Below are 25,489 nucleotides of genomic sequence, written 5' to 3' on the forward strand. Positions count from 1 at the left end.
AGCGTGAACGCTCATGCTTACCTCAGTAGAGAAAGTTAAAAATTTAATGTCCATCCCCGAAGGTGATTTTACTACTGACGGGGATTTTCTTTTACAAATCATGGCTGCATCGCAGGCTATTGAGAATTATTGCAAACGTTCATTCCGCAAGCAGGCGTATTCCGAAAGAGTGAATGCTGGAGCTGGTTCGAAATACATTGTGCTAAGGAATTACCCCGTGATCAGTATTGAAACAGCAACTGTTCCTAATGGGCCAATCACTGATTTCGATATTGCAGAAGATGGTTTAGTTTTTCGTGCTTCTGGTTGGCCTAGCGAAGAACGGAGCGTTAGAGTTGATTATACGGCAGGATATGTGCTCCCAGGCGAGGAGACAACAGATTTGCCCAGGACACTTCCAGAAGTTATTGAGTTTGCCTGTATCATGCTAGTACAACAATGGATTCGGTCGCCTATCGGTGTTAAATCGGAGCGGGTGGACAATATCAACATCACCTATTCGGACGACACTGGGAGTCTTCCTCCTGCTGTTATTGCTTTGATCAATCCATATGTGGGGCGTTGGGTATGAGTAAGAAGCGCAAAAGGGTACTGAAAGGTGCAAATTACTTCATAGAAGACGATGGAGGTATTCCTGCAATCTTCGACATAATCAAGGAGATTCGGAAAGATGAAATCATTGTAGGTGTGTTTGGTTCTGATGAATTGGTCAAAAAGGCAGCTATACATGAGTACGGTGCTGTAAAGGCTGGTATACCAGAACGTAGCTTCCTACGCGCCGGTCTCAAAAAATACAAATCCACTATTAGTAAGACGATGCAGAACGAAATTACTGGAGTCATCGAAGGTGACAAGAACGTTCGTGATTTCATGGAGATCGTTGGGCAAGCGGCTATGGACAAAGTCTTGGAGTACTTCGACAAGATTAAGGACCCACCGCTATTACCAGTTACAATCTCACGAAAAAAAGGGAGTAGCGCAAAGCCGTTGATTGATACGAAAGAGCTTCATGACGCTATTAGATATGAGGTGAATCCGAAAAAATGATCCGATTCGCAGACTTGCTTCGCCGTTACTCTGTTGCTTGCGTGATTATTCGAATAAAAAATGAATGGAATGCTGACGGTGAAGCGGTAAAGAAGGAAGAAAGAACACAAGCAAAAATGCCGATTCTACCAATCGACTCTAAACTTATGCAGATCGAGGGTGGACGCTACACAATGATCGACAAGACGATATATTCATTAAATCCCCTGCGTATAGGCGACATAATCGAACATAAGGGTGGGCGACATACGATAGATCAAGAGGCCGATTACTCGGAGTTTGCTGATTTCAACAAGTACATTGCGAAGCGGGTGAGTACACATGGTTAACTTCGATCTTATCCGCTCAACCATTGTCCGTGGGTTGTATGCATACCTTGGGACGCCTGTAATTGAGAGCGACACAGCAGCAGAAATCCCACCGTACCCTTTTCTAACCTACAACTTCATTACAACAGGAATTGTTGAAGGGTTTCCGAGCATGACCGTAGCGGACAGTGAGGACGGCAACATTATCGAACATTATTCGGAGCAACCGACCATGACGGTTAGCTTTAATTCTTATGCGATTCGTAAAGCGGACAGCGTTACAAACGCCATGCGTGCGCAAGATTGGCTACGATTTATCGGACACGATGAACTGAAACAAAAGGCGAATGTTGTTGTAGTAGATGTGGGTGATATCCACAATCGAGATGTACAGGTTGGCGACGAATGGGAGCGCCGGAACGGTTTTGATGTGGACTTTAGAGCCACAAATATTGTAGATGCAGCCAATACGTTTATTGAAAAAGCAGAAATAAGGAGGGGTTAGAGTGGCAAAAGGATCGGGTGATGTAACCGTCACGATTGATATTCAAAAGCCTGTTGGAAGGTTGGGCTTTGGAAAGCCATTGATTCTAGGCACAAAAGCTGGGGGATTTGAATACAAAGAGTATTTGAGTTTAACCGCAGTTAAAGTAGATTTCAACACTACAACTGAGGAATATAAAGCTGCGGCATCCATCTTTGCACAAGGTGATAACGCACCGGCTGTCATAGCCATTACTTGCCGGGATAGCACCGCATCAAAAGAGACCATTGCAGAGCGAATTGACAAAGTGATTGAAAAGGATTGGTATTTCCTCATTTCCACTTCAGCTCTAATCGCAGACGTAACTGTGATTGCCGATGCAATTGAATTGGATGGTACACATCAATTCTTTGCACGATCAAGTACAAAAGACGATTTGTCTACTATTTTGGCAAAGAAATACACGAAGACAACTGTCTTTTATCACGCAACTATTACGAACTATCCCGAAGCTACTTTGATTGGTGCAGCAGGTTCTGCACCGGTAGGCAGTATAACTTGGAAGTTCAAGACACTAAAGGGAATTACCCCGATGGATATTTCAGCATCGGAGCTTGCATCCATCCACGCTCTTGGAGCAATCACATACGTCACGAAGGCGGGTGACGATGTGACTAGTGAGGGCAAGGTTGTTAGTGGTGAGTACATTGATATCATTCACGCCAAAGATTATGTCCAGTTTTCTATCGGTTACGAAGTTCAAAAATTATTTAACAATGCGCCTAAGGTTCCATACACAGCCGCGGGTATTGCTCAGATTGAGAGCGCCGTAAAAACCGTGCTTCAAAGAGCGCATAATCAAGGAATGATTGCATCGGACAAGGATGGAATTGGCCTTTATGGAACTACATTCAAACCACGTGAGGATGTTGACCCAGCTGACCGCGCAGCACGTACCTATAACGATGGATCTTTTTTCTTTGAGCTTGCAGGCGCTATACATGAAACTAGAATCAAAGGTGTCATCAAATATTAAGGAGGGGTAGCCCGTGGCAACAAAAACCTATGACCCGAAAAGCGTATCCGTTATCGTCGGTGGTGTATACCTCACTGGCTTTGCCGAAAGTATGGTAGAGATATCCAAAGACGAGGACAATTTTGAAGCGAAGGTAGGGGCGCAAGGCGATGCCGTGCGCACAAAAATTAATAACTCTTTGGGCACTATGAAAGTCACTTTGCAGCAGACAAGCCCACAAATTGCATATTTGAATCGCTTGGCGAATAGTGGCGAGATGGTTCCGATCAGTGTGATATCCGCGAATGATCCAAAAGAAACCACAACGGCAACTGAGGCTTACGTTAAGAAACAACCAGATCGCAAATATGGCAAAGACACCGAAGACCGCGAGTACGAATTTCAAGCATTAGATTTGAAAATGGAATAGGAGAGATGAGTAATGACGAATTTTAAACAAAAAACGTATACATCCAAAAGCGGTAAAGAGTACAGATTTCAATTCCCTGGCGTGAGAGCGGCTGCGCAGATCAGCGATCGCATTAAGAATAAATTTGGTGTTCCGCAAGAGGAAAAAATTGCGGAGGAAATGATGAAGCATGTTATCGTTTCTCCTAAATTAACGTTTGACTCTTTTGAAAGTAAGAAAGAATTTAATGACGTCATCACAGAAGCTTATCGGTTTCTCGAAGGTGATGATGACGAAGTAGAAAACGATGACAATAAGCAATGATGAAGCGCGAAAGAGAGCTGAACGTAACTGGGGAATGTGGCGCCTACTTCTAAGTGATATGAATATCACATACACCGACTTGGACCGCATGGACCTTGATGATATCGCTGAAGCGAACGCAGCGCTCGATATTCACATTGAAATGGTTAAGAAGAGTACAGAAGAAAAGAAGCGCTCCTAGTGGGCGCTTTTTCCTCTTTAGAAGGGAGGTTACTGCATGGGTGCCATAGGCAACATGACGTTCGGGATTGGATTTAAGGTCAAGGCCAATGAGTTATATAAGGCCACTCAGGATGTCGAAAAACTCAAAGGCAAAACCCAGTCTGCCGGTGATGAAGCGGAAAAGGCAACAAGTAAGTTTGCGGGACTTGGTAAATCAATCGGTATAGTAAGTGGTATTGTTGGGGGAGCTGTCGTTGCTGGATTTGCTGCGATAGGTGGGGCTGCTATGCACGCCGCTAATCAGTCCATGGAATCTATGCGCATTATAAAGGCTGGCACAGGAGCAACAGGCGTCGAACTTGATGGCATTATGCAAAGCTATCGGAATTTAGGGTCAACCGTCCCTGATGATTTGGGCGTAGTCGCTAAGGTTATGGCTGATATCAGCAAAGGCACAAAAGCTACAGGAAAAAGCCTGGAGGATATGAGTGGGAAGATACTCAGTCTCAATACACTCACAGGTGTAAGTACGGACGTGATGGGGAAAAATTTCCCGCGTGCTATGGGAGCTTGGAGTATTTCCGCTGACAAAGGCGGCGAGATGATGGATAAGTTATTCTTTGTTTCACAAAAAACAGGAGTTGGCGTAGATGTTCTCTCCGATCAGCTCATTACGTTTAGTGGTCCGTTACGACAAATGGGATTTGACTTCGATACGTCAGCAGCCATGCTCGGCAAATGGGCAAACGAAGGCGTTAATACAGAACTTGTCGCTGGTTCTCTTCGGATTGCACTGGGCAAGATGTCTGCGGCTGGCGTGAAGGATACAAAGAAAGGTCTCGATATTGTTATAAAGAAAATTAAGGAAGCGAAATCAGCCGGGGAAGCGACAGCATTAGCCATGGAAGCTTTCGGAGCAAAAGCAGGACCTGATATGGCGGATACCATTCGAGAGGGCCGCTTTGAGCTTGGTAACATGGTTAAGGATATGCAAGGTGCCAAAGGGTTAATTGATGACACCTATAATAACTCCATGACGTTTGGAGATAAGATAGGCGTACTAAAAAATAATATGACCATGGCGCTTACTCCGCTAGGAGATAAGCTAAACGAAATGGCTAGTAGGATCTTTCCCAATATCGAGGCTTTCGTAACTAATGTGGCCAACGGATTTACGAACGCTTTACCGCAGATCGAGAAGTTTGTAAATATTTTCGGAGAAGGACTTGAAGCATCAATCAATGGCATTAGTAAGGCGATTGGATTCCTGAAAGATAATATGGATTATGTAGGTCCAGCTTTAACGGGATTTGCAAGTATAATATTCATTGCTGTCCTACCCGCAATGGGTGCTTGGATTGCTGCACAGTGGGCGTCAGCAGTAGCAGGATGGGCGGCTATCGCTCCGTGGATTCCCTTCATTGCTATTGCTATTGGAGTGGCAGCGGCGATAGTTGGTATTATCTACGTCTTCAAGCATTGGGGAGATATATCAACTTGGCTCGGACAAAAGTGGGGACAGTTCAAAGACTGGATTTTTGGTGTTTTTACGTCCATTGGTAGCTTTTTTTCTGAGTACTGGCCGTATGCACTCGCGCTGTTGACCGGACCGATTGCGCCGCTAGTCATGTTGGTCATCAGATATTGGAGTGAAATCAAGTCATTCACAATTGAAGTTTTTACATCTGTATCTGATTTTTTTATGGATATATGGGGCAACATTACTGGATTTTTAGATAATCTAAATCTCTTTGACATTGGGAAGAACGTTATTCAAGGACTAATCAATGGAATTACGAGCATGGAAACCGTAGTATGGGACACTGTCAAAGATATCGCAGGTGGCATCACTGACGGAATCAAAAATTTCCTCGGTATTCACTCACCTTCACGCGTCATGATGGAAGTTGGTTTTTTCACAACGGAGGGGTTGGCAGAAGGGTTAGAAGGCGGTCAAAATCGAGTCTTAGGTGCATCCGAAAAGGTATCAGAAGCTGTCACAGACCCATATAGCGATAGCGCATACGTAGGAAGCGCAGCTTCCACTATGGCTCCAGCAACTGCATCTGGGAATGCATCCATAACCAATATAGAGGTCAATCCCGTCATCACTGTCACAGTACAAGGAGGTAGTTCAACAGTCGCTCAGGATATCGCAGAGCAAGTAAAGCAAGCAGTGAAAGAAATATTCGAGAGTGCAATGCGCAGGCAAGGCATTCCGATCGAGGTGAATTGATATAGCCACGATTAACGGTATGTATATCACAGTAGAATCCGAAGATCCCTCCTCAGAAGTAGAAGCCACAGACCAACCAGTTGAAGAGGGTATCGACGTTACAGACCATATAAGACCGAAACCAAGGACAATGAATATAAGCGGTGTTATCGTGGGTGAGACAGCGGCACAAACACGTGAAACCATTTTAAAACTGCAAACAACAGGATCTATGATCGAGTTCGTGGGACGAAACTATTTTCAAGGTGTAATTACTCAGTTTCAAAGCACGCACGACTACAAGGTTGCAAATGGTCTATCATTTACCGCAACTCTAAAGGAAATCCGAGTAGCGCGGTCATCTTATGTCGAAACGCTACCAGCTCCAATCCGCGCGCAGGTTGCCCCCGTGATTAGTTCTGGCAGAAAGCAAATTACAGAGAAGAAAAAAACTGGGACCAAGGGAGGGAAATCGATTTGGGAAGAATAATTGAAATTGAAAAATCTATGATTCCCTATAAATTTGAGATTTCACTCGCTGAAGAGCTCTTTGAAATCGAAGTCCATTATGTTACGGACTTCGATTTTTTCACGATTGATCTTTTTAAAAACAAGGAATCTTTAGTCTACGGAGAAAAAATCGTTTATGGCGTGCCGCTTTTTAATGACGTTGCAGATTCAAGATTTCCGAAAGTTCAGATCGTCCCATTAGATGATTCTGGGAGGGAAACAGAGCTTAACTGGTCCACATTAAGTGAAACGGTGTTTCTAAATGTATATGAGGATAGTGATACATGAGGAATTTTGGGCGGGTAGCTGAGGTGATGACAGCTAATATGAGCTTTACAAATAATGAATTTGGGGTCGAGTTTACTGTGCCCTTTGACAACACTCCGCTCCCCAACGAGAGCGAAATCAAAATATGGAACTTATCAGATTCTACGATCTCGAGAATCATACGAAATGAAACTTTGGTCATGAATGCCGGATACGAAGGCGACGTTGGTGTCATCCTTCACGGCTTTATTTCAAAAGTTCTTACGAAACGTGAAGGTATCGACCGTATCACGTATATTTATGTGCTGGATTCTGAGGACTTATCGAGTCGGAAGACGAAGGATATTGCCTATGCTCCAGGTACGTTAGCTAGTTACATTTTGCGGGATATGTCATCTGTTCTGGGACTTCCTATAGCGCAATTCGAACTGAACCAAGACTTTCGTTATGAGGAAGGGTATACAGCAAACGGAGAGGTGACGGAGACCATTAAGAAGGTGGCTGCTGACTGCGGGACGAGTGCTTATGTAAACAAAGGAAAACTTTATATCCGTAATCTGCGGATTGGTGGCGATGCGGTCTTTAATTTATCTTCGGAAACGGGTCTGATCGGCTCCCCTGAATATTTTGAAGACGAAAATTTCAAAGGTCTTAATATGAAGTCACAGCTTCAGTACCGAATTACAACAGCATCGGTGATTCAGCTTAATTCAAAACAGTATAATGGAACGTTTCACATACGCAAAGGTGTTCACAAATGTTCGGGGTCAGACTTTATTACAGAAATGGAGGGGATCTTCCCTTGAGTACAACGGATGCCGGATCTGCTGCAAACTTATTTGTCATGGGCCTCATAGCCAAAACACTTAATGACCTTCACGTTGGACTTCCGTGTAAGGTCATTTCCTTTGATCTGGATCGGTGTGTAGCTAACATACAACCACTGATCCGCACTACCGATAAAGATCCTGCTATTATTCAAAACGTACCAGCGCTTGGACAAAAGCTGATCATTAGCGGAGCAGAGCAGTTGTGCAAGCCATCTCTTCGCATAGGCGATGTGGTATTTGTGGTGTGTGCAGACCAAGAAATCAAAAACGTGCTATCTGGCCAGATCGCTTCGTCAGATTCAAAGCGGAAGCATAGCAAGAATGACGCTGTCATAGTGGGGGTGATGCCATGCAGTCTCTGAAGTTGACGAACGGCGATTTGACAATTGAGAATAATGATATTGTTTTAATAGATGGCGGCGACGAACTCGCGCAATGTTGTGAAATCATCTTGGGTACCAAAAAACAAGAGTGGTTTTTAAACCCTACCTTTGGCATCGACTTTGACCAGTTGAATGGAAAGAACGTAAGTAAAGAAGCAGCGCGAGAACAGGTACGCATAGGACTTCGGCAAGAACCACGCATTGCTACGATAGAGACGATTGACATTAACCTAGATACAAAGACACGCCAAAGCGAAGTTAATTTTAAGGCCATGGGAACGAGTGGGGAGGTGGCTGAAGGTGGCACTGGACAGCGCAGGCTTCAAACGGAAACGGTTCGATGATCTGTTTTCGGAAATGGAAGCGAAGGCCAAAGACGCATTCGGCCAAAATATCAATACTTCGGAACGTTCGGTCATGGGCGTTCTGCTTCGATTGTTCGCGTGGTTCTTGGCACGAGCTTGGCAGAATAGCGAGGACGTATACAACAGCGCTTATGTGAATACGGCGACAGGTCCAAACTTGGACAGGCTAGGCCCCTACGGTGGTATCACACGCATTCAAGCTACAAAGGCGACTGGTACGCTGCGAATCACTGGTACGGATGGAGCGATCATTCCATTAGGTTTCCGTGTAGCGGCGGGAAGCAGTCTATTTGAAACGACGGCGTCAGTCACGCTTGGAAGCGATGGAACTGCGTTAGCAACCATTCAGGCCGTTACTCCAGGACGCAGCGGCAATCTGGCAGCGGGGACAATTAAGACTATCGTTAATCCGACAGTGAGCGTAACAGCTGCTAGTAATACAACAGAAACAGCAGGTGGGAGAGAAAAAGAAACCGACAAGGAATTCCGCGACAGGTTTGTTATCTCCTCAGAAGGCCGAGGAAAGGCGACAGTCGGCTCAATCCGAGCTGCGTTGCTCAGTGTCACCGGAGTGCGAGCTGCTACAGTCATCGAAAACTATTCAATATTGACTGTCGACGGGCGCCCACCCAAGTGCTTTCAGGCGTATGTGCTGGGTGGGAATGATGCGGATATAGGTCAAGCTATCTTAGATACCAAAGCAGGTGGCATTGAACCCTACGGTAACGTATCAGTCACTGTGAAGGACGACGCTGGATTTAATCATGTTATGTATTTTTCGCGTGCAGATGAAATTGGGATGAACGTGCGCTTTGCGGTAAAAACTACCGCAAGTTATCCAAGAGATGGCGACGACCAACTTCGGACAGCGGCGATCCGATATATCGGAGGGGAGGATATGGACGGTACGCTTTACGTGGGTCTGAATATGGGCGAAGATGTGGTGTGTTCCCGCCTCTATGCACTGGCCTACGCAGTCGAGGGAATTGAGGATGTAGTGCCTGAGATCAGCATGGATGGCGTTACATGGACGAAATCAAACCTATCCATCGCCCCAAACCAGGTCGCACAGACGGCATACGGCATGGTATCAGTGGTGCATACATCATGATTACACTTGAGACGATCATGCAACGCCTGACAGACGTATTCGTGAAGGACCCCATTTCAAATACCGGGAAACTGCTTGGAATTCTGACAGAGCAATTGCAAGCGCTGGAGGAGACACAGAACCGCGTTAGGTCGTGGAGAGACATTGATCAGGCACAAGGTGCGACGCTGGATAGGATCGGGACAAACGTTGCTCAGGCGAGGGGTGTCGCGACGGATGAAGTCTACCGTATTCTGATCAAGTCGAAGATCGCCAGGAATCTCTCGACAGGCGACATAAACACAATCATCCGAGTGCTTTCAACAGCGCTGGCGTGTCCGCCGTCAGACATTGAAATACGTGAATTATGGAATGATCCGATTAACCCTGAGCCAGCGGCCATATCTGTTATCAGGCTTCCCATAAGATTCGTTAATGCTGCGGGTATGTCACCGTCACAATTTGGAAGGATTGTTCAGCGTACAGTCGCTGCGGGTGTGCATGTAGGGGCTATAGAGCTCACGGGTACATTTCAGTTTGCCGGTGGTACCGAAACAGAAATAAGCCCGACAGCAGGATTCTCGAATGATTCGGGTTTGATAGGTGGATATTTCGGAGCTGTGTACAGTCCTGGCGACGATGCAGATCTACCAATCTAGAAAGGAGCTATCCAATGGAATTTAATGAACAACTACCAGAATGGCAGGCAGATGGGACCGAACCGCCTGCATCCAAGAAAACAAGTGGATGGCAACCAGAAGACAAGCCGCCAGCGAGTTACTTCAATTGGCTTTTTAATCGTACTTATAAGTCGATTTTAGAATTAAGAACAAAATTGGCAGGGATACTTAACTCGCCAGAATTTACCGGAATTCCAAAGGCTCCAACAGCGGTAGCAGGTACGAATACGGATCAAATCGCAACAATGAAAGCCCTGAAAGCTGCTGTAGACACGATCCCCGCACCTACCGCACCGACATGGGCCAACATCACAGACAAACCGAGTACGTTCCCACCGTCTCCTCATTATCACAATGCAAATGAAATTGCGTTCATTGGCGGGGCTAGCGTTCAAGCGGAAGTAGAGAATTTAAAGTCCTCTGTCAGTAGCGGAAAGAATGCGGTCGCTGCCGCCATTACTGGCAAGAATCAAGCTTCAACCGGCAGTGATACGTTTACACAAATGGCAGCGAAAATAAGTGCGATCAGTACAGATGCAACAGCCACCGCTGGAGACATATATGTCGGGAAGACGGCGTATGTAGGATCGAAAATCACAGGCACACTTCAAGGGTCTGGAACAGCGGCTGATTCGCAAGTGTTAGCGGGAGTAACGTACTATAATACCGATTTCAAAACAAAACGGACGGGGACAATGACAAATAACGGCGCACAAGTATACACGCCTTCAAACGGAAATGTGCCAATCGCTAACGGTTTTCACAATAACAGCTATGTAGCTGCCGTTCCCGTTGACGCTTCAAAATTATTAGTGGGAACAACGGTTGCTGGGACGGCTGGGGCGATGCCAGATCGTTCGGGTAATGGATATATCACGCCTAAAAGTGTCGCTATTTCTGGTGGGATATACGCAAGAATAGATAAAGGTGCATATTTAGTGGGTTCGTCGGGTACAGGTGGCGCCGATGTTGAGGTTAATATGCCAGTTGCACAATTACAAGCTGCTGATCCAAACTTTTTAGCTGCCAACATTGCAGCTGGTACAAGCATCTTTGGTGTTACTGGAAACCTGACAAAACCCGTCTATGTGTCTTTACCTACTCCCAAATATATACAGAACTTCAATGGTTCCTCCGAGCTCGTGAAAGCTGCCCAAATTAACATAACTGGACAGGTATCGATCTCTATGAACCTCGGTAACACATATAACAATGGGGTATATGCAACCCTGTGGCTTTATAAAAATGGTTCACCAATTGGCAATACTGATGGTTATTACACGAATCAACCTTATCCAGGCCTTTCAGTAGGTTTAGCAGTAACAGTAAACTCAGGGGACGTAATTGAGGTCTGGGCCAAAGCCGCGAGTTCCTCAGGAGGAGCTACCGTAGGTAACTTTCTTATCACAAACACATTAACTTCTCCTACAAATGCTTCAAATCTCAGAGAGGGTGGTAGATAATGATCCAGAATACATTAATTACCTTCACATTTAGAACTCCGGAAGAACGTAATCAAATTATAGCAGCGAACCAAGATAAGATTCTAGTAGGCGATTATGACCTGCCGGAAAATAAATCCCTAGTATTTAATGATAATGCCCAAGAGAAATATATCAAGAGTCTGGAAGACCAACTACTTCTTTTATCAGACGAATTAAGCGGAGGTATTCTATGACAAATCCTTTAGTGGTTCAGGTAATAGCAGAGCGTATCATGAGTGGCGGAATAAACCCAAAAACTGCTGGAGTCTACACTTTAGATGAGATCACCAACGAGGAATACAAGAAAGCAGTAGTTGATTACATTGCTACAGTTTCTCCGCAGATATGAGCAAGACCTATTGGGAATCACCTTGGCTGGAATAATTAATAGCCGATATACGGCAGAAAGAGGTTTTATGGACGTAAAATTAATCGCTTCAAACGTTATCACAGCAGCTGCGGGAGCAACAGGCAAAGAAATTACATTAGCCAGCATTACTGCGGGTGTTGGAACTTTTATCGCTTCTCAGCTGGGTGGCTGGGACGGATATATCAGTATACTTGTTTATTTGATGATGGGAGATTATCTGACTGGGGTACTTGGAGCGATCAAAAAAAAGAACTTATATAGCGATGTGATGTTCTGGGGCGGGATCAGGAAAGGTATCGTGCTTTTGGTTGTATTTATTGCTATACAACTTGATCAGCTTTTAGGCGGCACAGCACCTATTTTTCGCACACTTGCCATTTTCTATTATGCTGGACGAGAAGGGTTGTCCCTGATAGAGAATTCGGGTAACTTAGGTTTGCCTTGGCCTCCAGCAATCAAAAACGCACTTGAACAATTAAAGCAGAAGGGTGAGGGAAGCAAATGAGTAAAGGATTTGATTGCGCAACGCCGCTGACTGCCAAAACAGCGGCTCTCTTTGTTGATCAGGGGTATAAATTCGTTGGGCGCTATCTAGCGGAGGTAGGATCATGGAAACGAATGTCTCCAGCAGAGGCGAATCTAATTACTGCTGTCGGCCTTTACATCGTGTCATTCTTCGAACGAAACGAGGATCGTGTCAAAGGTGGGGCCGCAGCAGGTACAGAAGATGGCAAGCAAGCGATTAGATTGGCTAGAGAAGTAGGACAGCCAGTGGGTACAGTGATCTATGCTGCGGTTGACTATGACGCGCAGCCAGCCGAATACGGCGTGATTGAGGCGTATATGAGGGCGTTCGATGCCGAGATCGTCGGCTACGAACTAGGCGTGTATGGTTCATATAGTGTGGTTAAAGCGATGCACGAGCGGGGCGTAGCAAAAAAGCTCATGCAGACATATGCCTGGAGCCGAGGGAAAGTGTTTGAACAGAACAGCATTTACCAATATGAAAATGATGTCACCGTGAACGGAATAGGAATTGACCGAAACGAATCTAACGGTGATGCGGGAGGGTGGAAGGTAGGAATGGCGATTAAACAGCAGGCAACACTTGATAGTGGTGTAGCAAACACGATCATTAACACGTGGATTAAACCAGACTGGAAGCACGCCGAGGAAAGCAAAGTTGGTGCTTCTGAAAATACAGTCATAGCATTGAAGGATCAACAGAAATATTACAATTGGTTATCAAACCAGTTGCGGAAGGCATCGGGGCAGCCCGAAGAGTAAAGTAGTTATCAAATTCGCAAGCGCTTGGGAATTTCAAAAACCCTCTTTCCCTATAAAGGAGAGAGGGCTTCTTTTATTTAAACAGCTTTTTAATTAACTTGAAAATATCAAAGCTCGTCCGGTTGTACACCTTGTTATAAGCTGCCTTTTTCGGGTTTCTTAGCCACCCATAACCACGAGGCATCTTGATTCCAAGTCGGTGTACAACTTGCCTTTTTATACTAGTTCTAGCTGCTATACGCTTCTTTAGACTAGGCGTTCTCAAACCAAACTTCATAGGATCAACCCCATTTAAGTTATCTTACTAATTATCCAAAGTCTACCATAACTATTGATGTAAAGTATATATCAGGAAAGTTCGATCGCTATTACTTTATCGCTTTAATTCTTTGGTTACCCATCGATTACAACAGAATAAAGAAACCATTAAATATTCTTTATGATTTCTTTATATTGGAAAAAAAGGAATATAGAGAAAATGATAGAATTATATTAAATAGTTTCAAAAAAAACAAAATAAGGAAGTGTTGGAATTGAAGAAAATATTTAAATCTGCTCTTGCTGTGGCTCTGTTATCTGTATCTGTTCTTTCCTCTCAAGTATTTGCTGCTGATTCGTTAAACACAGAAAAAGATAATGGCGCAGAGATTATTTACAGCGCGAATGAGATTACCGATGTAGACATTTTGTATGATAAAGCGGTGCAGGAGGAAAAAAACCAAAGTATTAAAAAAACTGGGGGCATTAAGGGTGTTTTAAAAGATGAAAAAGGTAATCAAACAGATACGAAAACATATCATACTACCCAAAAATTAAAAGAAAAGAAATATAAAGATGGAAGAGTTGAAGGTGAATATGCTGTTACAACGTTTGCTGACGTGACTAATCAAGATTTAGATCGTGCTAGTATCCTTGCATCTGACGGAAGTATAGGTAAAGATGGAAAAGACGATACTCTTGGCTTTAAGGCATATTCTACATTTTATTATTCGTATACTACTTCAGGTGGGAGTGAGTTCAGAAAAATCACGAGAGTTACTGGCGGATGGACTAGACTTGACGGCACTTATACATTTGGTAAAAGAACGATTAATTATGGATCATCCGGCATTCCTCAAGGTGGTGGCTTGGCAATAAGTCAAGCAGAATATAATACGATAGATTTGCCAGACATAAGCTTAACTTTTGATTATACTGCACCTACTTCTTGGAAGTATATTTCAAGAAGCACTACAGATAGTTCGTGGTATACGGTAGGTGTAAATCAATCCATAGTTTTAAAAAGAAGTAGTTCAACATGGACTTTTAGTTTTGCGAATAACGACGTGTAGAAATGAAAAATAAACAGTAGGTTACAATGAAATAATAATCATTGCAGCCTGCTGTTTTGTTTATATAATTTATATAGGGGGTACTGTTGTTATTTAAGACTACAACCTTATAAATTAAGAGGGGGGTGGAAAAATGAATACTCTTAAATTCCTGAAATATCCGATTGTAATAGGGATTTCAATTTCTATACTGATTGTTTTAATTTCATTATTAAAACAAGATTTACTACTATGCAAAAAGCTATCGGGGTGGGTTGGAGCTGGTTTCTTGATAATAGCTGCTATACTATCAGGAGCATTTCTAAATGGTGATAGAATTAGAGCGAATTTTGACCGAGAAAATAAAGAAGACAGATTGGCTAGAATAAAATACTCTTCATTTTTTTTCCAACTCTGCCTTCCAAACATTATTTTATTTTTCATTTCGTATATCTTGAATTCCAACAAATTATAGTCCACATTAATAAAGTTTGGCTGCGCCTAATGCATGGGAGAATCGATCCATTTAGCGGTGAGAGGACTGGGATTGGATCAATTACGAGGATGTGATGAGAGCGGAACTAAGTAATGTATGGGAAGAGGATGAAATAATCGATCCTTAAATATTTTTAAAGCCTTGAAGGGAATTCTCCTTCAAGGCTTTATTTGTTTTACTTCTTATCGAATTTCCTGTTTTCATTTCTGAATATAGTGCCTGGCGCCCAATACTGGTATATGGTTAGAGGGCATATATTAATTTAGAAGGAATTACTATCATCTACATCTATGATGTACTAAGGAATTCGCCCATCTTGAGATGATTGCTACAATGGTTTATAAGCTCACGAAAGATGCCACGCTCGAGCAGTTGAAGGAAGCTGGCCTAGATGATCATTACGCCGCTCATGATAAGGCGCTTTTTTATCAGAGTGCCTCCGGCGTGCCTTGGACGGCCACCTACATACAAGCCAAGGGAGACCCGATTGCCGACCTCTACGAGGATATTGCTGCGGAAGAGAAAGCGAGGGCTACCTATCAATGGTTGATTGATCTGACGGATGATGTCGACTTGCAAGACAGTTTGAAATTTCTGCGGGAGCGGGAGATTGTGCATTCCTTGCGGTTTCGGGAAGCTGTTGAAATATTGAAGGATGACCGGGAGGAGAAGAAGGTATTTTGAGGCTTTGACGCTGCACCCATCCCTATAGAAGCGTTGCCGCCTTTCAATCCTCACGGTTGGAGGGCGGCTATTTGAGTTCTTATTTGTGGCTTTTCTATATTAACTGGTGCAATGGCTCGGTGGAGAAGATTATTGGACAAGCCCTAGTCGAAGTTAGCATGTTCTAATCTCGTCTTAGTTCGTATTAGAAACGCAAATGACCCATAAGAAAGTCACTTTTTTAAGTGTCTTTCTTGTGGGTTACAGTTGACCATGATGAATGATGCGGTCTTTCCAGTCATGTAGTCTGAGTGTGAGCACTAAGAATGTGTAAAGCGTAGAACTCTTCTAACATCTTGACCAGTGGATCATACGGCTTGGATAAGGAACTAAGATAGCTGTACATGCCTTGCACAATGACCGGATTACACTGTTCTTTTTGCATTTCAGCAATAAGCGCTTCTATGGATTGAATCATGTTATCGAGCAAAGCTCTTTCTTTCACATTCGATCGGATCCACTGCCTTATATTGTCTATGCATCCGTCAAATGATGGATCTATTTTTGCTGATAGGCCCAATTTCATCATCTGAGAGTCCAAGACCGGTTCGCTCTGCTTACGGAGAATACCGTACACCCAATCATCGAGCCGCTCAAATAAATAGTCAGATAGCTGAGCAGAGTTTAAGTTAACGCCAAATGTGATCTGTAAAAAATAGTAGGATTTCATTGTTCCGTCCAACATTGCTGCACAATCCATAGCGTGGGGTTCGATTTGTTGTCCGTAAAGTTCGGTTATTCGCTCCTGAAACCACCGATTGGTCCACAGAAAATGCTGAATGACGATTTCGTTAATCAAGGAGTCATTGCAAGCGACTCCCTTCAGAAACAAATTGCATAACTCCCTGTTCTCAACAATGAGATCGCACTGAAAAGAGAGACCTTTGATGAGAACTTCTTTTGGAGGCAGCTTTGGTACGGCTTCGATCAAACCTTGCAATGGAGCTGTAATCTTTTCGAAATAGTAAGAAATAATGGACGTGAAGACTTCTTCTTTGGAATGAAAATATTGGTAAAAAGAACCTTTAGAGATCCCTGCCAAGCTTACGATGTCCTGCACTGAGGTCGTATGATAGTCATGTTCGCTGAATAATTTAAGGGCGGCTTGGATCAGCTTCATTTTTTTATCGTTCATAGTCTGTTCACATCCTTAGTTTAAACATCCGATCAGTAGATTAATCCCGATGATGTTATTTTATAGGTAGAACTCTAAATAGTCAAATATAATGACTGACTAGTTCGTTTAATGGTTTTTTAAGATATTTTTATTGATTTTTCTGAAAAAATAAAATATATTGAATTATGACCGACTGGTCATTCTTGTTAAATTCAAGAAGAGAAATATGGAGGCGGATCATACAAAGTGATTTATGAGACAGCTAGTGCAGTGCTCGCATGTAGGATTTTGCTGTAGAGACCAAACGGAAGGAGTATAGAGATGAACCAAATGACCAGGTTTTCTATGAAAAACATTTCGGCAGTCCTGCTGATCAGTATCTTCCTGTTCATTGGAGGGAGCTTTTCTGCAACGACTTTAAAGCAGGAGGCAATGCCAGATATTTCTCTGCCGCAGGTGTTTGTTACAACGGTATACCCGGCAACACCTATGGATGTGATGGAGGATGTTACAAAGAAGCTTGAGAAGCTGATTGTAGGGATCGAAGGGATGAAGAAGGTAACATCTTCGTCGAATGAAAACTACTCGATGCTTACCGTCGAGCTTCGGAATGATGCTAGCGTCGATAAAGCGGTTGATGAGATCGAGAGAGCCATCTCGGACGTTAAATTGCCAGCTAGCGCTGATAAACCGAAGGTATCGAAGGTTGGCAGCAGCAGTTATCCTGTATATTTTGCTGCGATGCATGGCAAAGGAAACACCACACAGGAAGATCTGAACAGTATTTATAAAGATATCGTAGAGCCTGTTTTAAGTACAATGAAAGGCATCGATCATGTCGATTCCGCTGGCTTGCAGGAAGCTACACTTAAATTAAAGCTAGATTTGAATGCTCTTAATACATATGGATTAACGCCAAGCGTTGTTACACAAAGTATTCAAGCTGCGTTAGCGACAAGTCCGGCAGGTACGGCTGATTTGAACGGAACTACACAGTCGGTGAGGATTGAGAGCGATTTAGATACCATTTATAACCTGGAAAATATGAAAATAATGACCTCTAGCGGTCAGACTGTGCTGCTGAAACAGATTTCCAAAGTTGAGGCCATTATGGATTCCGAGTATATTACTCGTTTTGACAACGATAATGCAATTGGGCTTACGTTATTCAAAGGAAAGGATGCCAACACGGTCGAATTTGCAAATGAAATAGACCGTTTGTTTGCAAATTGGGAGAAGGAATATCCTAACATTCAATTTTCAACGGTATATAACTCAGCCAATGATGTTAAGAAGTCAGTAATCGGTATGCTCGAAGAAGGCGGCATAGGTGCAATTCTTGCGTCTGTCATGATTTTGCTGTTCTTAAGGAACGTTCGAATGACATTGATGGTGTTAGTTTCCATCCCGCTTAGTATTGTCACAACACTTAGTATTATGTCTTATATGGATCTTTCTTTAAATGTTATGACATTAGGGGGTTTGACGGTAGCGGTAGGTCGGGTTGTCGACGATAGTATCGTAGTAATTGAGAATATATACTCCGAGCTGCAGAAAGCGCACGAAAGAAATGAATCTGTCATATTATTAGCAACCTCGAAGGTAGCCTCAGCGATTACTTCTTCTACGCTCGTGACATGCGGTGTATTTCTTCCAATGGCTTTTGTCAGCGGTATTCTGGGTGATGTTTTCCGTCCGTTCTCACTGACGATTGTCGTCGCGATGCTGACTTCTTTGGTCGTAGCGCTCACCATGATTCCGGTGCTTAGTAAATTGCTTGTTTTGAACAGCAAGATTAAGCATCACGATGAGAATGCAGTTGGCAAATCAGGCGAATTCTATAGGAAAGTCTTGAACTATTCCTTGCATAATCCAATCAAAATCATGATTACTACAGTACTCATTTTCGTGATATCGATTGGCGGAACTGTACCATTTCTGGGTTCAACTTTCATACCTGCAGACGATTCAAACAAACAGATTCTATTTACGCTGCAGCTGCCAAGGGAAACCTCTTTCGATTCAATGAATGAGGAGATCAAGGAAATTGAGAAGATGCTTGGCGAAGCCAAGGATACGAACGGTCAGCCTGAATTTGACTACTATGAGGCGATGGTTGGGTATGATCAAGCCAACATGAGTGGTGAACGAACTGATTATAAATCAACGATTGTGGCAGCTGTCGGAGCCAATGTGGATGTGAATAAGGCAATCGACAAGTACAAAGGAAAAATAAAAGATATGGTTCCAAAGGGTTCTGAGATCGAAGGTTCCCCACTTGCGGGTACAATGGGAAGCGCTGAGGATTTTGCCTATATATTAAAGGGTGACGATCTGAACCAGTTGATGGCAGCCGCCGAGCTTGTGAAGACAAAGCTTGCTGAGTTTCCGGAGCTTGATCAAATTAAAGATAGTTTGTCCGAGAAGAAAATGCAGATTACGGTCAAAGTCGATCAGAATAAAGCCAGAATTTATGGGCTGTCATCCGCTATGATTACCTCCACAGTTGCGGAATGGCTTAAGGAGAATGAGATTGGCGAGATCAAATTCGATAATGTCAATTTTACAACTAAAATTATGATCGACGAGAAGTTTAAAGACTCATTGGAAGAAATAGGCCGTATCCGATTGACTACACCGACTGGCGCCATTGTTGCTTTGAACGAAGTTGCGAAGACTGCTCAAATAGATGCTCCGGCCTCCATTACTCGGGAAATGCAGCAGCAGTACGTTAAGGTGACAGCGAAAATCGACAGCACGGACAAAGGCGGCGTAGTGTCCAAGTTGACAACGGCTTTAAAATCCGTGGAATTGCCTAATGGTATTCGCAGAGAAGTGCAAGGGGTTAGTGAAGATATCCAGGCGAGCTTTACCCAATTGATTGTAGCTATGGCTGCAGCGATTGTAATTGTATATCTGATCATGGTCATTGCGTTCGGCAATGCAAGCGCCCCATTTGCTGTTATGTTTTCCTTGCCGCTTGCGGCTATTGGCGGCTTCGTCGGCTTATTTGTCACCAAAGAACCGCTTAGTATCACATCGATGATCGGCTTCCTGATGCTCATTGGTATCGTTATTACGAATGCCATCGTATTGATCGACCGTGTGCAGCAGCTGCGCGAAGAAGGTTATGTCCTCCATGAAGCGCTAATTCTGGCAGGTATCTCACGTTTGCGTCCTATTATTATGACTGCAGGTGCTACTGTCTTTTCGCAGCTTCCGATGGCCCTCGGTTTATCAGGAGGCGGAACGATCATTTCCAAAGGAATGTCGGTTGTCGTGATCGGAGGTCTCGTTACATCCACGATACTGACACTAGTAGTCGTTCCCATCATCTATCTATTGATTGAGAAGGCGAAATTGCAAATGGCCCGTTTGTTCAAGAGAAAAGGTTCCACGCAAACGGATATTTCTGCCGTATCCTCTATCTGATAAAGAAATAATTATAAACAATATGCAAGGGTAAAGGAGAAACGTCCAAATGAAGCTGATAGCTACGAAGTCCATACCAAATAGCGTCAAATTGGCCGGTGCAGTCTTAATTAGTGCTGCCTTGCTGGCTGGCTGTTCCACTGCAAAACAGGCTGAGCCGTTTCTGGCAAGCGCCAACGAAATGCTTGTAAAAACTGTTAAAGCTGCGCCAATCGAGAAGAAAACCATTAGCGCGCCTACCGAACAAGTCGCAGAAGTTGTATCCTCTTTGCAGATTGACGTTATTGCCAAAGCGGGGGGTGACGTACAAGAAATTCTGAAAAAGCGTGGAGATTCGGTCGTAAAAGGGGATGTGATTCTCCTGCTCGATCAGACAGATGTCCTTCTTCAGAAAGATAAGACACAGGTTGCTTTAGCCAGCTCGCAAGAGCAGCTTACGAAGGCCAGACGCGATTTGGAAGACGGGAAGGTCGAACTCAAGAATGGCATCACCAAGCTGGAGTTAACCTTGACGGATGCGGAGAAAAGCTATAATAAAAAGCGCAACGACTATGATATGGGAACAGCTACTAAAAATGACTTGGAGATGGCGGAGACTGGCTTGAAAACCCTTCGGCTAGATCTCGATAATACGCGAAATAAATTAAGCACACTGGAAAAAACAAATTCTTTGGCTCAATTGGATCAAGCTATTCAGACCGCAAATTTGTCGTTAAGGGAGATTGATCGCACGATAGAAAATATGTCGGTTAAGGCGAACGCCGACGGGGTTATTACTGATTTTCCCGTTGAAACAGGAATGACGATTTCCCCAGAGTTCAACACGGCTAAAATTCAAATGATGGATCCTATTAAAATAAAAGCAGAGCTGACTGAAACAGCTGCATCGTTGATACGTGGCAAGACTGAGCTTTCTTTCTATGTCCCCAATACAATCGATAGAACAAAAGCTAAAGTGAAGTACCTAGCTGATGTTATGAGTGCGCAATCGCAATCCTACTCTCTCGAACTAGAAGTTCCGAATGCTGATCGCAAGTTGAAACCTGGTATGAAAGCACAAGTGCTGCTTACCGAAGAGAAAGATGAGGTTGTTGTTGCTGTGCCTTCACTAACAGTGGTACGCGAGGGCAGCGACACATTTGTCTACGTGCTCACAGGAGATCAAGTTGAAAAACGGAAAATTGAGCTAGGCAGACTTAAAGAGACTTACCAAGAAGTGCTGAGCGGTGTTAAAGAAGGCGAACAATTGATTATCTCGGGTCAACATCAATTAAAGGATAAAGATAAAGTGAAAGTCGTTCAATAATCTGCTTTCTGCAGCCTTCAGGATTTTCGAAACAAGAATAAGGAGCGTATTTTATGAAAAAACAATGGAAAACGGGAATGACGGCTGTCATGTTGGGAACGATGCTGATTCAGACAGGAGTTCCGGTGTATGCGGCAGATTCGAGTTCAGCGGCTTCTGCCATAAGCACATCTGCGGCAAATTACGGGTTAACGAGCGATATTCGCTCAGCGATCAAAAATTTATCCGTTGAAACCAAAACGAGCGGCTTGCAAATATCAGCAACAATCAGACTTTATAACGGAGGCAGTACTCAGAATCGTGTGCCTGAACACGAGCTTCGCGTTCGCACTTCGGACGGTTTGGTCTATACATTAAAGCCAAGCGTAGGCAATAAAGCAGCCCTGCAGCCTAAGGAGATTGCAGAATTGACTTACATGAACATTGTGGATAGCAAAGAAATGACACAAATTGACCAGGTCTCTTTCGTCGACGTCAATGAATTCACGTATCCGAAAGTAGAAACGACGCTGCTTTCTCTGACTCCGACTGCTGTTTGGTATGGACAAGGAAAAGCTTCGTTGCATAAGCCGGAATTGCTTGCGTGGGGCCAAACATACAGCATTCCGGGAGTCAATTCGGGGTTGCAATATAAACCCGTTGAGGTCTCTATGCAAAGTACAAGCGAAGGCCAAACGGCCGTAGTTACGTTGCTCGTTGAGAATCCGGGAGCTGGTCGCGAAACGCTGCCGGATTTTCGGTTGGATGCCCAATCCGAAAGTAAAACATATCAGGGCACAAGCGCAGCGAAGGGTACCGTTCTCTTAGAACCAGGCGAGAAAAAGTATTTGCATTATGTGATACCGGTAGAGATTGGGGTCACTCTTGCTAATCTGCTCGTCGTATCGACGGAAACATTCGTGCCGACTATCGGGACCCCCGTCAGGCTCGATACGGGGAAGCTCGGTCTCGTTTGGCCGGAAGCCTCACAAAATCAAAGCGCTGCCCCAGCTTATACGATTGGCCAGCGTATAGCCATCGATTCTTTGTCTAAAGTGTTTGACAACAAGACAGAAGTTGCCCTTATGGAGCTGACTCTCCATGACAACCCGGGTGACGGCTACAAAACGGTTGTCGCAAAATTCAAGCTAACCAATTCAAGTGACGCTCCGATTGCCATGCCGACTTTCCAAACGGAGGTGCGCAATACGAGCGGAGTCGCTTATAAAGGCTCACGACAAACGAATGTGACTTCCATGATGAATCCTGGTTTAAGTTACGTGGTCAGCTACGCTTACAAAGTACCTCAATCGGAAAATGAAGACAATTGGGTCGTGAAGCTGCTGGATGCTCAGTCCGCCGCCCCGTACACAACGACGATTGCCGCCGTAAGGACGAAAACCTTGGCGCCTGGAACAGGGATGGACTTCGCCTTATATCCATTTGATATCAATCTCAGAGGGGCAACAACTTCCTATTTGACAACGCCTCTGCTTACGTACACATATAAGATTCAGCTTGATATGGGTATCGTGCAAAAAGAAAATGTCGTAGTTGATGATAACTTCTCCAAGCTAAGATTCGAAATCGTGGACGGTCTTGGCCGTACGGTAGGATCTAAGGATGTGCCTTTCACCGGAGTGAACAAACTCATCAGCGGTAAGCAAACAATCGATGCAAGCAATATTGCATCAGATCAAGTCTCGAATTCCTATACGCTAAATATATACGAAGTTATAGAAACTCAAGATGGCTTGGCTAAACGTTTCCTAAGAAGCTTTAACTAGTGTGGATGGAGCACGGAACGCTTAGTTGCTAAGGCAGCACCTTAGGGGATGCTTTCCGATATTGAGGAGCAGGAGCATGGAGATGACGAACATAGAAGAACGTCTTTGGGAAATTGTAAGAAATAGACAAGCAGATGTGAATACTGCTTACGAAATTTTTGATCAGTTAGAAGCCGTTGATTTACAAACATTGGAAGGGACGTGGGAAGGTTCTGAGTTTCCTACGGGTCACCCATTGGATGGCATGTTAACAGCTTGCCAATGGTATGGAAAGCAGTTTCTTGATCCCGATAACGTACATCCCCTGCTCTTTTTTAAAGAAGATGGGACGGTTTTTTCAGGAGATCCTGTACAGGCGTTCACGACGCGTACGATTGTGGCGACTGATCGACCCAGCGCGCGAATGAGAAAGGTCGAATATAGAAACAAAGTGAGCGCGGCAATGCTCTATGATAACCTGCCGGTTATCGACCATTATAGAAAAGTAAATGATAAACTTCTTCTTGGGGTTATGGATTCTAAATGGATGGCAAAGCCTTATTTCTATTATTTAGAACGTGGATAATTGAAACTTGATAATGCTTCCATTTGCCCCCTAAAGTGGCCACTTTGCATGCGTGGTACCTTAGGGGGTATTTGGTTTGGATGAAAAGCTTAAACGGATGCCCATGATTGTTTGGTCGTTTGAACGGTTTCCCCCGAATCAGCCGCAAGGGTGATCATCATGCCAAGATAGTGATCCTGAGCCGCTTCCGCTAGGCTGTAAAAGCTTGGTCCACCTTGCACGTATTCACCCATTTTCTGAAGGCAGGTCGCAATCGCAATCTCGTCGTCTGTCAAACGCCCAGGCTGGAAAGGATTGCGATAAACCCACTTGTCGCCAGCCAAAATGCCTTTATGATAATAGCCTTCAAGGTTGCCGTATTCCCCTGCATTCAGCCGCCTAAGCTCCATCTCTATGGGCGTCTGAAAGTCTTGTAAATAAGCTACCCTCTTGTTGCTGATTTCTCCTTTATCTCCACGCACGAGTACTCGCTCCGAACGAATCCATGAAAAATATTGATCAGCGGTGAAATCAAATACACCCAGCTTGTCCCCAAATTCGAGGTGAGCGATTACTTGCTTCGAGATGGCTGTCTTCTCTGCAACGGGGTCGCCCTCACGGTTAGGCCCGCTAACGATCGGAGAAGCGAAGCTGTAACCCCGAATTCGCGCATTTTCAAAGCGAATGCCAAGGAGACTGCGCATGATGCTGATGCCATGATAGCCATGGGCGGCGGACACTTGCGCTTGGCTAACGGTGCCCAGCATGCCGGACTGCGCGATAGCAATGCGCGCAGCATGCAGCGGCTGGAATGCATACTGCTCTGCCACCTGCACCTTGGCAGCTGGTCCGATGTCTTGATAGAGCTGATTGAGCTGCTCCAGATCCGCCGCAGGCGGTGTTTCAGTCAGGACGGGAATCCCTTCATGCACGAATTGTTTGATCAATGCCGGCGTCTGTGCCACGGGAACCGAAAGAACAACATAAGAAGGGGAAGCAGCCTTCAATAAGTCTTCGGTCGTTCGGAACGTTGGCACGCCCCATTGCTCCTCGAATGCCCGTCCTTTCTCCTCATTGCGTACGACAACGCCGCAAACCTCAAAACGATCCGGAAGCGCTTGTACGATGCGCATAAAAAAAGCTGCTCGCCAACCGCCTCCGACGATAGCGAATGTGATAGCCACATGGATTCCTCCTTTTATCATGAAACGCGTTTTTACAACTATTGTATTACATAAATTCATTTCTGGGGATGTATTTATTTATGGTTGAATTGATAGCGCCATTTCACCCTCTATCGATAAGATGAGCCTTGATTTTATATATAGCTGTGGTAAACTTCACCTATATGGGAATTTCGATTCCTCTCTTTTTTAACACCAAAAGTTAAAGCCCTTTAATTTTAATCACTCTACTTAACTGCATTATGATAAGGGGAGGATCGGCATCGTACGCAGCATAAAACAGAAACGGAACATTTGGGTATTCATTGTCAGCCTGCTTCGCAAATCACAAATTAAGAATCGGTTAATTGCCTCATTTCTGCTTGTTTCCCTCCTACCGTT

At 44.2% G+C, this 25,489-nt stretch carries 30 protein-coding genes and 1 pseudogene; 28 read left to right on the forward strand and 3 right to left on the reverse strand.

The annotated features are described in order from the left end of the window. The first annotated feature begins 13 nt into the window (after positions 1–13). The 21 genes from HQN90_RS17570 (at position 14) to HQN90_RS17670 (ending at position 13,230) form a co-directional block, all read left to right on the forward strand. Positions 14–571 carry a head-tail connector protein gene (locus HQN90_RS17570; protein WP_173221010.1) on the forward strand — a complete coding sequence of 186 codons (558 nt, stop codon included), beginning with the start codon at positions 14–16 and terminating at the stop codon, positions 569–571. After that, complete coding sequence (locus tag HQN90_RS17575; RefSeq protein WP_173221012.1) at positions 568–1,047, forward strand: hypothetical protein; 480 nt, start codon at positions 568–570, stop codon at positions 1,045–1,047. The genes HQN90_RS17570 and HQN90_RS17575 overlap by 4 nt, the downstream gene beginning before the upstream one ends. Next, positions 1,044–1,376, forward strand: a complete 333-nt coding sequence (locus HQN90_RS17580) for a hypothetical protein (RefSeq protein ID WP_173221014.1) — start codon at positions 1,044–1,046, stop codon at positions 1,374–1,376. Before HQN90_RS17575 ends, HQN90_RS17580 begins: the two co-directional genes overlap by 4 nt. Next, on the forward strand, positions 1,369–1,860 hold the full coding sequence (locus tag HQN90_RS17585) for a phage neck terminator protein (protein ID WP_173221016.1): 492 nt from the start codon (positions 1,369–1,371) through the stop codon (positions 1,858–1,860). The genes HQN90_RS17580 and HQN90_RS17585 overlap by 8 nt, the downstream gene beginning before the upstream one ends. 1 nt (position 1,861) lies before the next feature. Then, complete coding sequence (locus HQN90_RS17590) at positions 1,862–2,875, forward strand: DUF3383 family protein (RefSeq protein ID WP_173221018.1); 1,014 nt, start codon at positions 1,862–1,864, stop codon at positions 2,873–2,875. A gap of 13 nt (positions 2,876–2,888) precedes the next feature. Next, the gene (locus tag HQN90_RS17595; RefSeq protein WP_338042341.1) at positions 2,889–3,284 is read left to right on the forward strand and encodes a phage structural protein; all 396 of its coding nucleotides are present in this window, start codon (positions 2,889–2,891) and stop codon (positions 3,282–3,284) included. A 12-nt stretch (positions 3,285–3,296) separates the two neighbouring features. Then, positions 3,297–3,587 (forward strand): hypothetical protein, encoded by a 291-nt coding sequence (locus HQN90_RS17600; protein ID WP_173221020.1) that lies wholly within the window; start codon positions 3,297–3,299, stop codon positions 3,585–3,587. After that, complete coding sequence (locus HQN90_RS17605; protein ID WP_173220919.1) at positions 3,571–3,768, forward strand: hypothetical protein; 198 nt, start codon at positions 3,571–3,573, stop codon at positions 3,766–3,768. Before HQN90_RS17600 ends, HQN90_RS17605 begins: the two co-directional genes overlap by 17 nt. A gap of 36 nt (positions 3,769–3,804) precedes the next feature. Then, positions 3,805–5,985, forward strand: coding sequence for a phage tail tape measure protein (locus tag HQN90_RS17610; RefSeq protein ID WP_173221022.1), 2,181 nt, complete (start codon positions 3,805–3,807; stop codon positions 5,983–5,985). Between the two features lie 19 nt (positions 5,986–6,004). Then, positions 6,005–6,454 (forward strand): phage baseplate protein, encoded by a 450-nt coding sequence (locus HQN90_RS17615; protein WP_173221024.1) that lies wholly within the window; start codon positions 6,005–6,007, stop codon positions 6,452–6,454. After that, entirely contained in the window at positions 6,442–6,762 is a 321-nt protein-coding gene (locus tag HQN90_RS17620; RefSeq protein ID WP_246362558.1) for a phage baseplate plug family protein, read from the forward strand. Before HQN90_RS17615 ends, HQN90_RS17620 begins: the two co-directional genes overlap by 13 nt. Then, entirely contained in the window at positions 6,759–7,547 is a 789-nt protein-coding gene (locus tag HQN90_RS17625) for a phage protein (RefSeq protein WP_173221026.1), read from the forward strand. Before HQN90_RS17620 ends, HQN90_RS17625 begins: the two co-directional genes overlap by 4 nt. Beyond that, positions 7,544–7,933, forward strand: coding sequence for a Gp138 family membrane-puncturing spike protein (locus HQN90_RS17630; protein ID WP_173221028.1), 390 nt, complete (start codon positions 7,544–7,546; stop codon positions 7,931–7,933). The genes HQN90_RS17625 and HQN90_RS17630 overlap by 4 nt, the downstream gene beginning before the upstream one ends. Beyond that, positions 7,921–8,298: a DUF2634 domain-containing protein gene (locus HQN90_RS17635; protein ID WP_173221030.1), complete on the forward strand. Its 378-nt coding sequence runs from the start codon at positions 7,921–7,923 to the stop codon at positions 8,296–8,298. The genes HQN90_RS17630 and HQN90_RS17635 overlap by 13 nt, the downstream gene beginning before the upstream one ends. Beyond that, entirely contained in the window at positions 8,255–9,430 is a 1,176-nt protein-coding gene (locus HQN90_RS17640) for a baseplate J/gp47 family protein (RefSeq protein WP_338042342.1), read from the forward strand. The genes HQN90_RS17635 and HQN90_RS17640 overlap by 44 nt, the downstream gene beginning before the upstream one ends. A 17-nt stretch (positions 9,431–9,447) precedes the next feature. Then, positions 9,448–10,068, forward strand: a complete 621-nt coding sequence (locus HQN90_RS17645) for a hypothetical protein (protein WP_246362560.1) — start codon at positions 9,448–9,450, stop codon at positions 10,066–10,068. 14 nt (positions 10,069–10,082) lie between these two features. Then, positions 10,083–11,552 carry a hypothetical protein gene (locus HQN90_RS17650; RefSeq protein WP_173221034.1) on the forward strand — a complete coding sequence of 490 codons (1,470 nt, stop codon included), beginning with the start codon at positions 10,083–10,085 and terminating at the stop codon, positions 11,550–11,552. Beyond that, on the forward strand, positions 11,552–11,767 hold the full coding sequence (locus HQN90_RS17655; RefSeq protein WP_173221036.1) for a hypothetical protein: 216 nt from the start codon (positions 11,552–11,554) through the stop codon (positions 11,765–11,767). Before HQN90_RS17650 ends, HQN90_RS17655 begins: the two co-directional genes overlap by 1 nt. Further along, positions 11,764–11,922 (forward strand): hypothetical protein, encoded by a 159-nt coding sequence (locus HQN90_RS17660; protein WP_173221038.1) that lies wholly within the window; start codon positions 11,764–11,766, stop codon positions 11,920–11,922. Before HQN90_RS17655 ends, HQN90_RS17660 begins: the two co-directional genes overlap by 4 nt. A gap of 67 nt (positions 11,923–11,989) precedes the next feature. Continuing rightward, entirely contained in the window at positions 11,990–12,448 is a 459-nt protein-coding gene (locus HQN90_RS17665; RefSeq protein WP_173221040.1) for a phage holin family protein, read from the forward strand. After that, complete coding sequence (locus HQN90_RS17670; RefSeq protein ID WP_173221042.1) at positions 12,445–13,230, forward strand: DUF1906 domain-containing protein; 786 nt, start codon at positions 12,445–12,447, stop codon at positions 13,228–13,230. The genes HQN90_RS17665 and HQN90_RS17670 overlap by 4 nt, the downstream gene beginning before the upstream one ends. 73 nt (positions 13,231–13,303) lie before the next feature. Here the strand turns inward: HQN90_RS17670 and HQN90_RS38820 are convergent, their stop codons facing one another. Continuing rightward, complete coding sequence (locus HQN90_RS38820; protein ID WP_246362562.1) at positions 13,304–13,507, reverse strand: hypothetical protein; 204 nt, start codon at positions 13,505–13,507, stop codon at positions 13,304–13,306. A gap of 256 nt (positions 13,508–13,763) precedes the next feature. On the opposite strand from HQN90_RS38820, the gene HQN90_RS17675 reads away from it, so the two are divergent. From HQN90_RS17675 to HQN90_RS17685, 3 genes and pseudogenes are all read left to right on the forward strand, one after another. Next, positions 13,764–14,561: a cytochrome c family protein gene (locus tag HQN90_RS17675; RefSeq protein ID WP_173221044.1), complete on the forward strand. Its 798-nt coding sequence runs from the start codon at positions 13,764–13,766 to the stop codon at positions 14,559–14,561. A 133-nt stretch (positions 14,562–14,694) separates the two neighbouring features. After that, complete coding sequence (locus HQN90_RS17680) at positions 14,695–15,015, forward strand: DUF5316 domain-containing protein (protein ID WP_173221046.1); 321 nt, start codon at positions 14,695–14,697, stop codon at positions 15,013–15,015. Between the two features lie 318 nt (positions 15,016–15,333). Continuing rightward, positions 15,334–15,720 (forward strand): annotated as a pseudogene (locus tag HQN90_RS17685) (manganese catalase family protein); the annotation flags it as partial. 277 nt (positions 15,721–15,997) lie between these two features. Here the strand turns inward: HQN90_RS17685 and HQN90_RS17690 are convergent. Beyond that, a complete protein-coding gene (locus HQN90_RS17690; protein WP_173221051.1) occupies positions 15,998–16,894 on the reverse strand; it encodes a TetR/AcrR family transcriptional regulator in 897 nt (298 codons plus the stop codon). A gap of 303 nt (positions 16,895–17,197) precedes the next feature. Between HQN90_RS17690 and HQN90_RS17695 the strand changes: the two genes are divergently transcribed. The 4 genes from HQN90_RS17695 (at position 17,198) to HQN90_RS17710 (ending at position 23,945) form a co-directional block, all read left to right on the forward strand. Beyond that, positions 17,198–20,308 (forward strand): efflux RND transporter permease subunit, encoded by a 3,111-nt coding sequence (locus tag HQN90_RS17695; protein ID WP_173221053.1) that lies wholly within the window; start codon positions 17,198–17,200, stop codon positions 20,306–20,308. A 49-nt stretch (positions 20,309–20,357) separates the two neighbouring features. Beyond that, on the forward strand, positions 20,358–21,614 hold the full coding sequence (locus tag HQN90_RS17700; protein WP_173221055.1) for an efflux RND transporter periplasmic adaptor subunit: 1,257 nt from the start codon (positions 20,358–20,360) through the stop codon (positions 21,612–21,614). Positions 21,615–21,667: 53 nt separating this feature from the next. Further along, complete coding sequence (locus HQN90_RS17705) at positions 21,668–23,380, forward strand: hypothetical protein (RefSeq protein ID WP_173221058.1); 1,713 nt, start codon at positions 21,668–21,670, stop codon at positions 23,378–23,380. A gap of 76 nt (positions 23,381–23,456) precedes the next feature. Beyond that, positions 23,457–23,945, forward strand: a complete 489-nt coding sequence (locus HQN90_RS17710; protein WP_216855353.1) for a DUF4334 domain-containing protein — start codon at positions 23,457–23,459, stop codon at positions 23,943–23,945. 89 nt (positions 23,946–24,034) lie between these two features. Here the strand turns inward: HQN90_RS17710 and HQN90_RS17715 are convergent, their stop codons facing one another. Beyond that, positions 24,035–25,108, reverse strand: a complete 1,074-nt coding sequence (locus tag HQN90_RS17715; protein ID WP_338042343.1) for a Gfo/Idh/MocA family protein — start codon at positions 25,106–25,108, stop codon at positions 24,035–24,037. Between the last annotated feature and the right edge of the window lie 381 nt (positions 25,109–25,489).

Origin of the sequence: Paenibacillus alba (assembly GCF_013204855.1) — a bacterium.
Classification (GTDB): domain Bacteria; phylum Bacillota; class Bacilli; order Paenibacillales; family NBRC-103111; genus Paenibacillus_E; species Paenibacillus_E alba.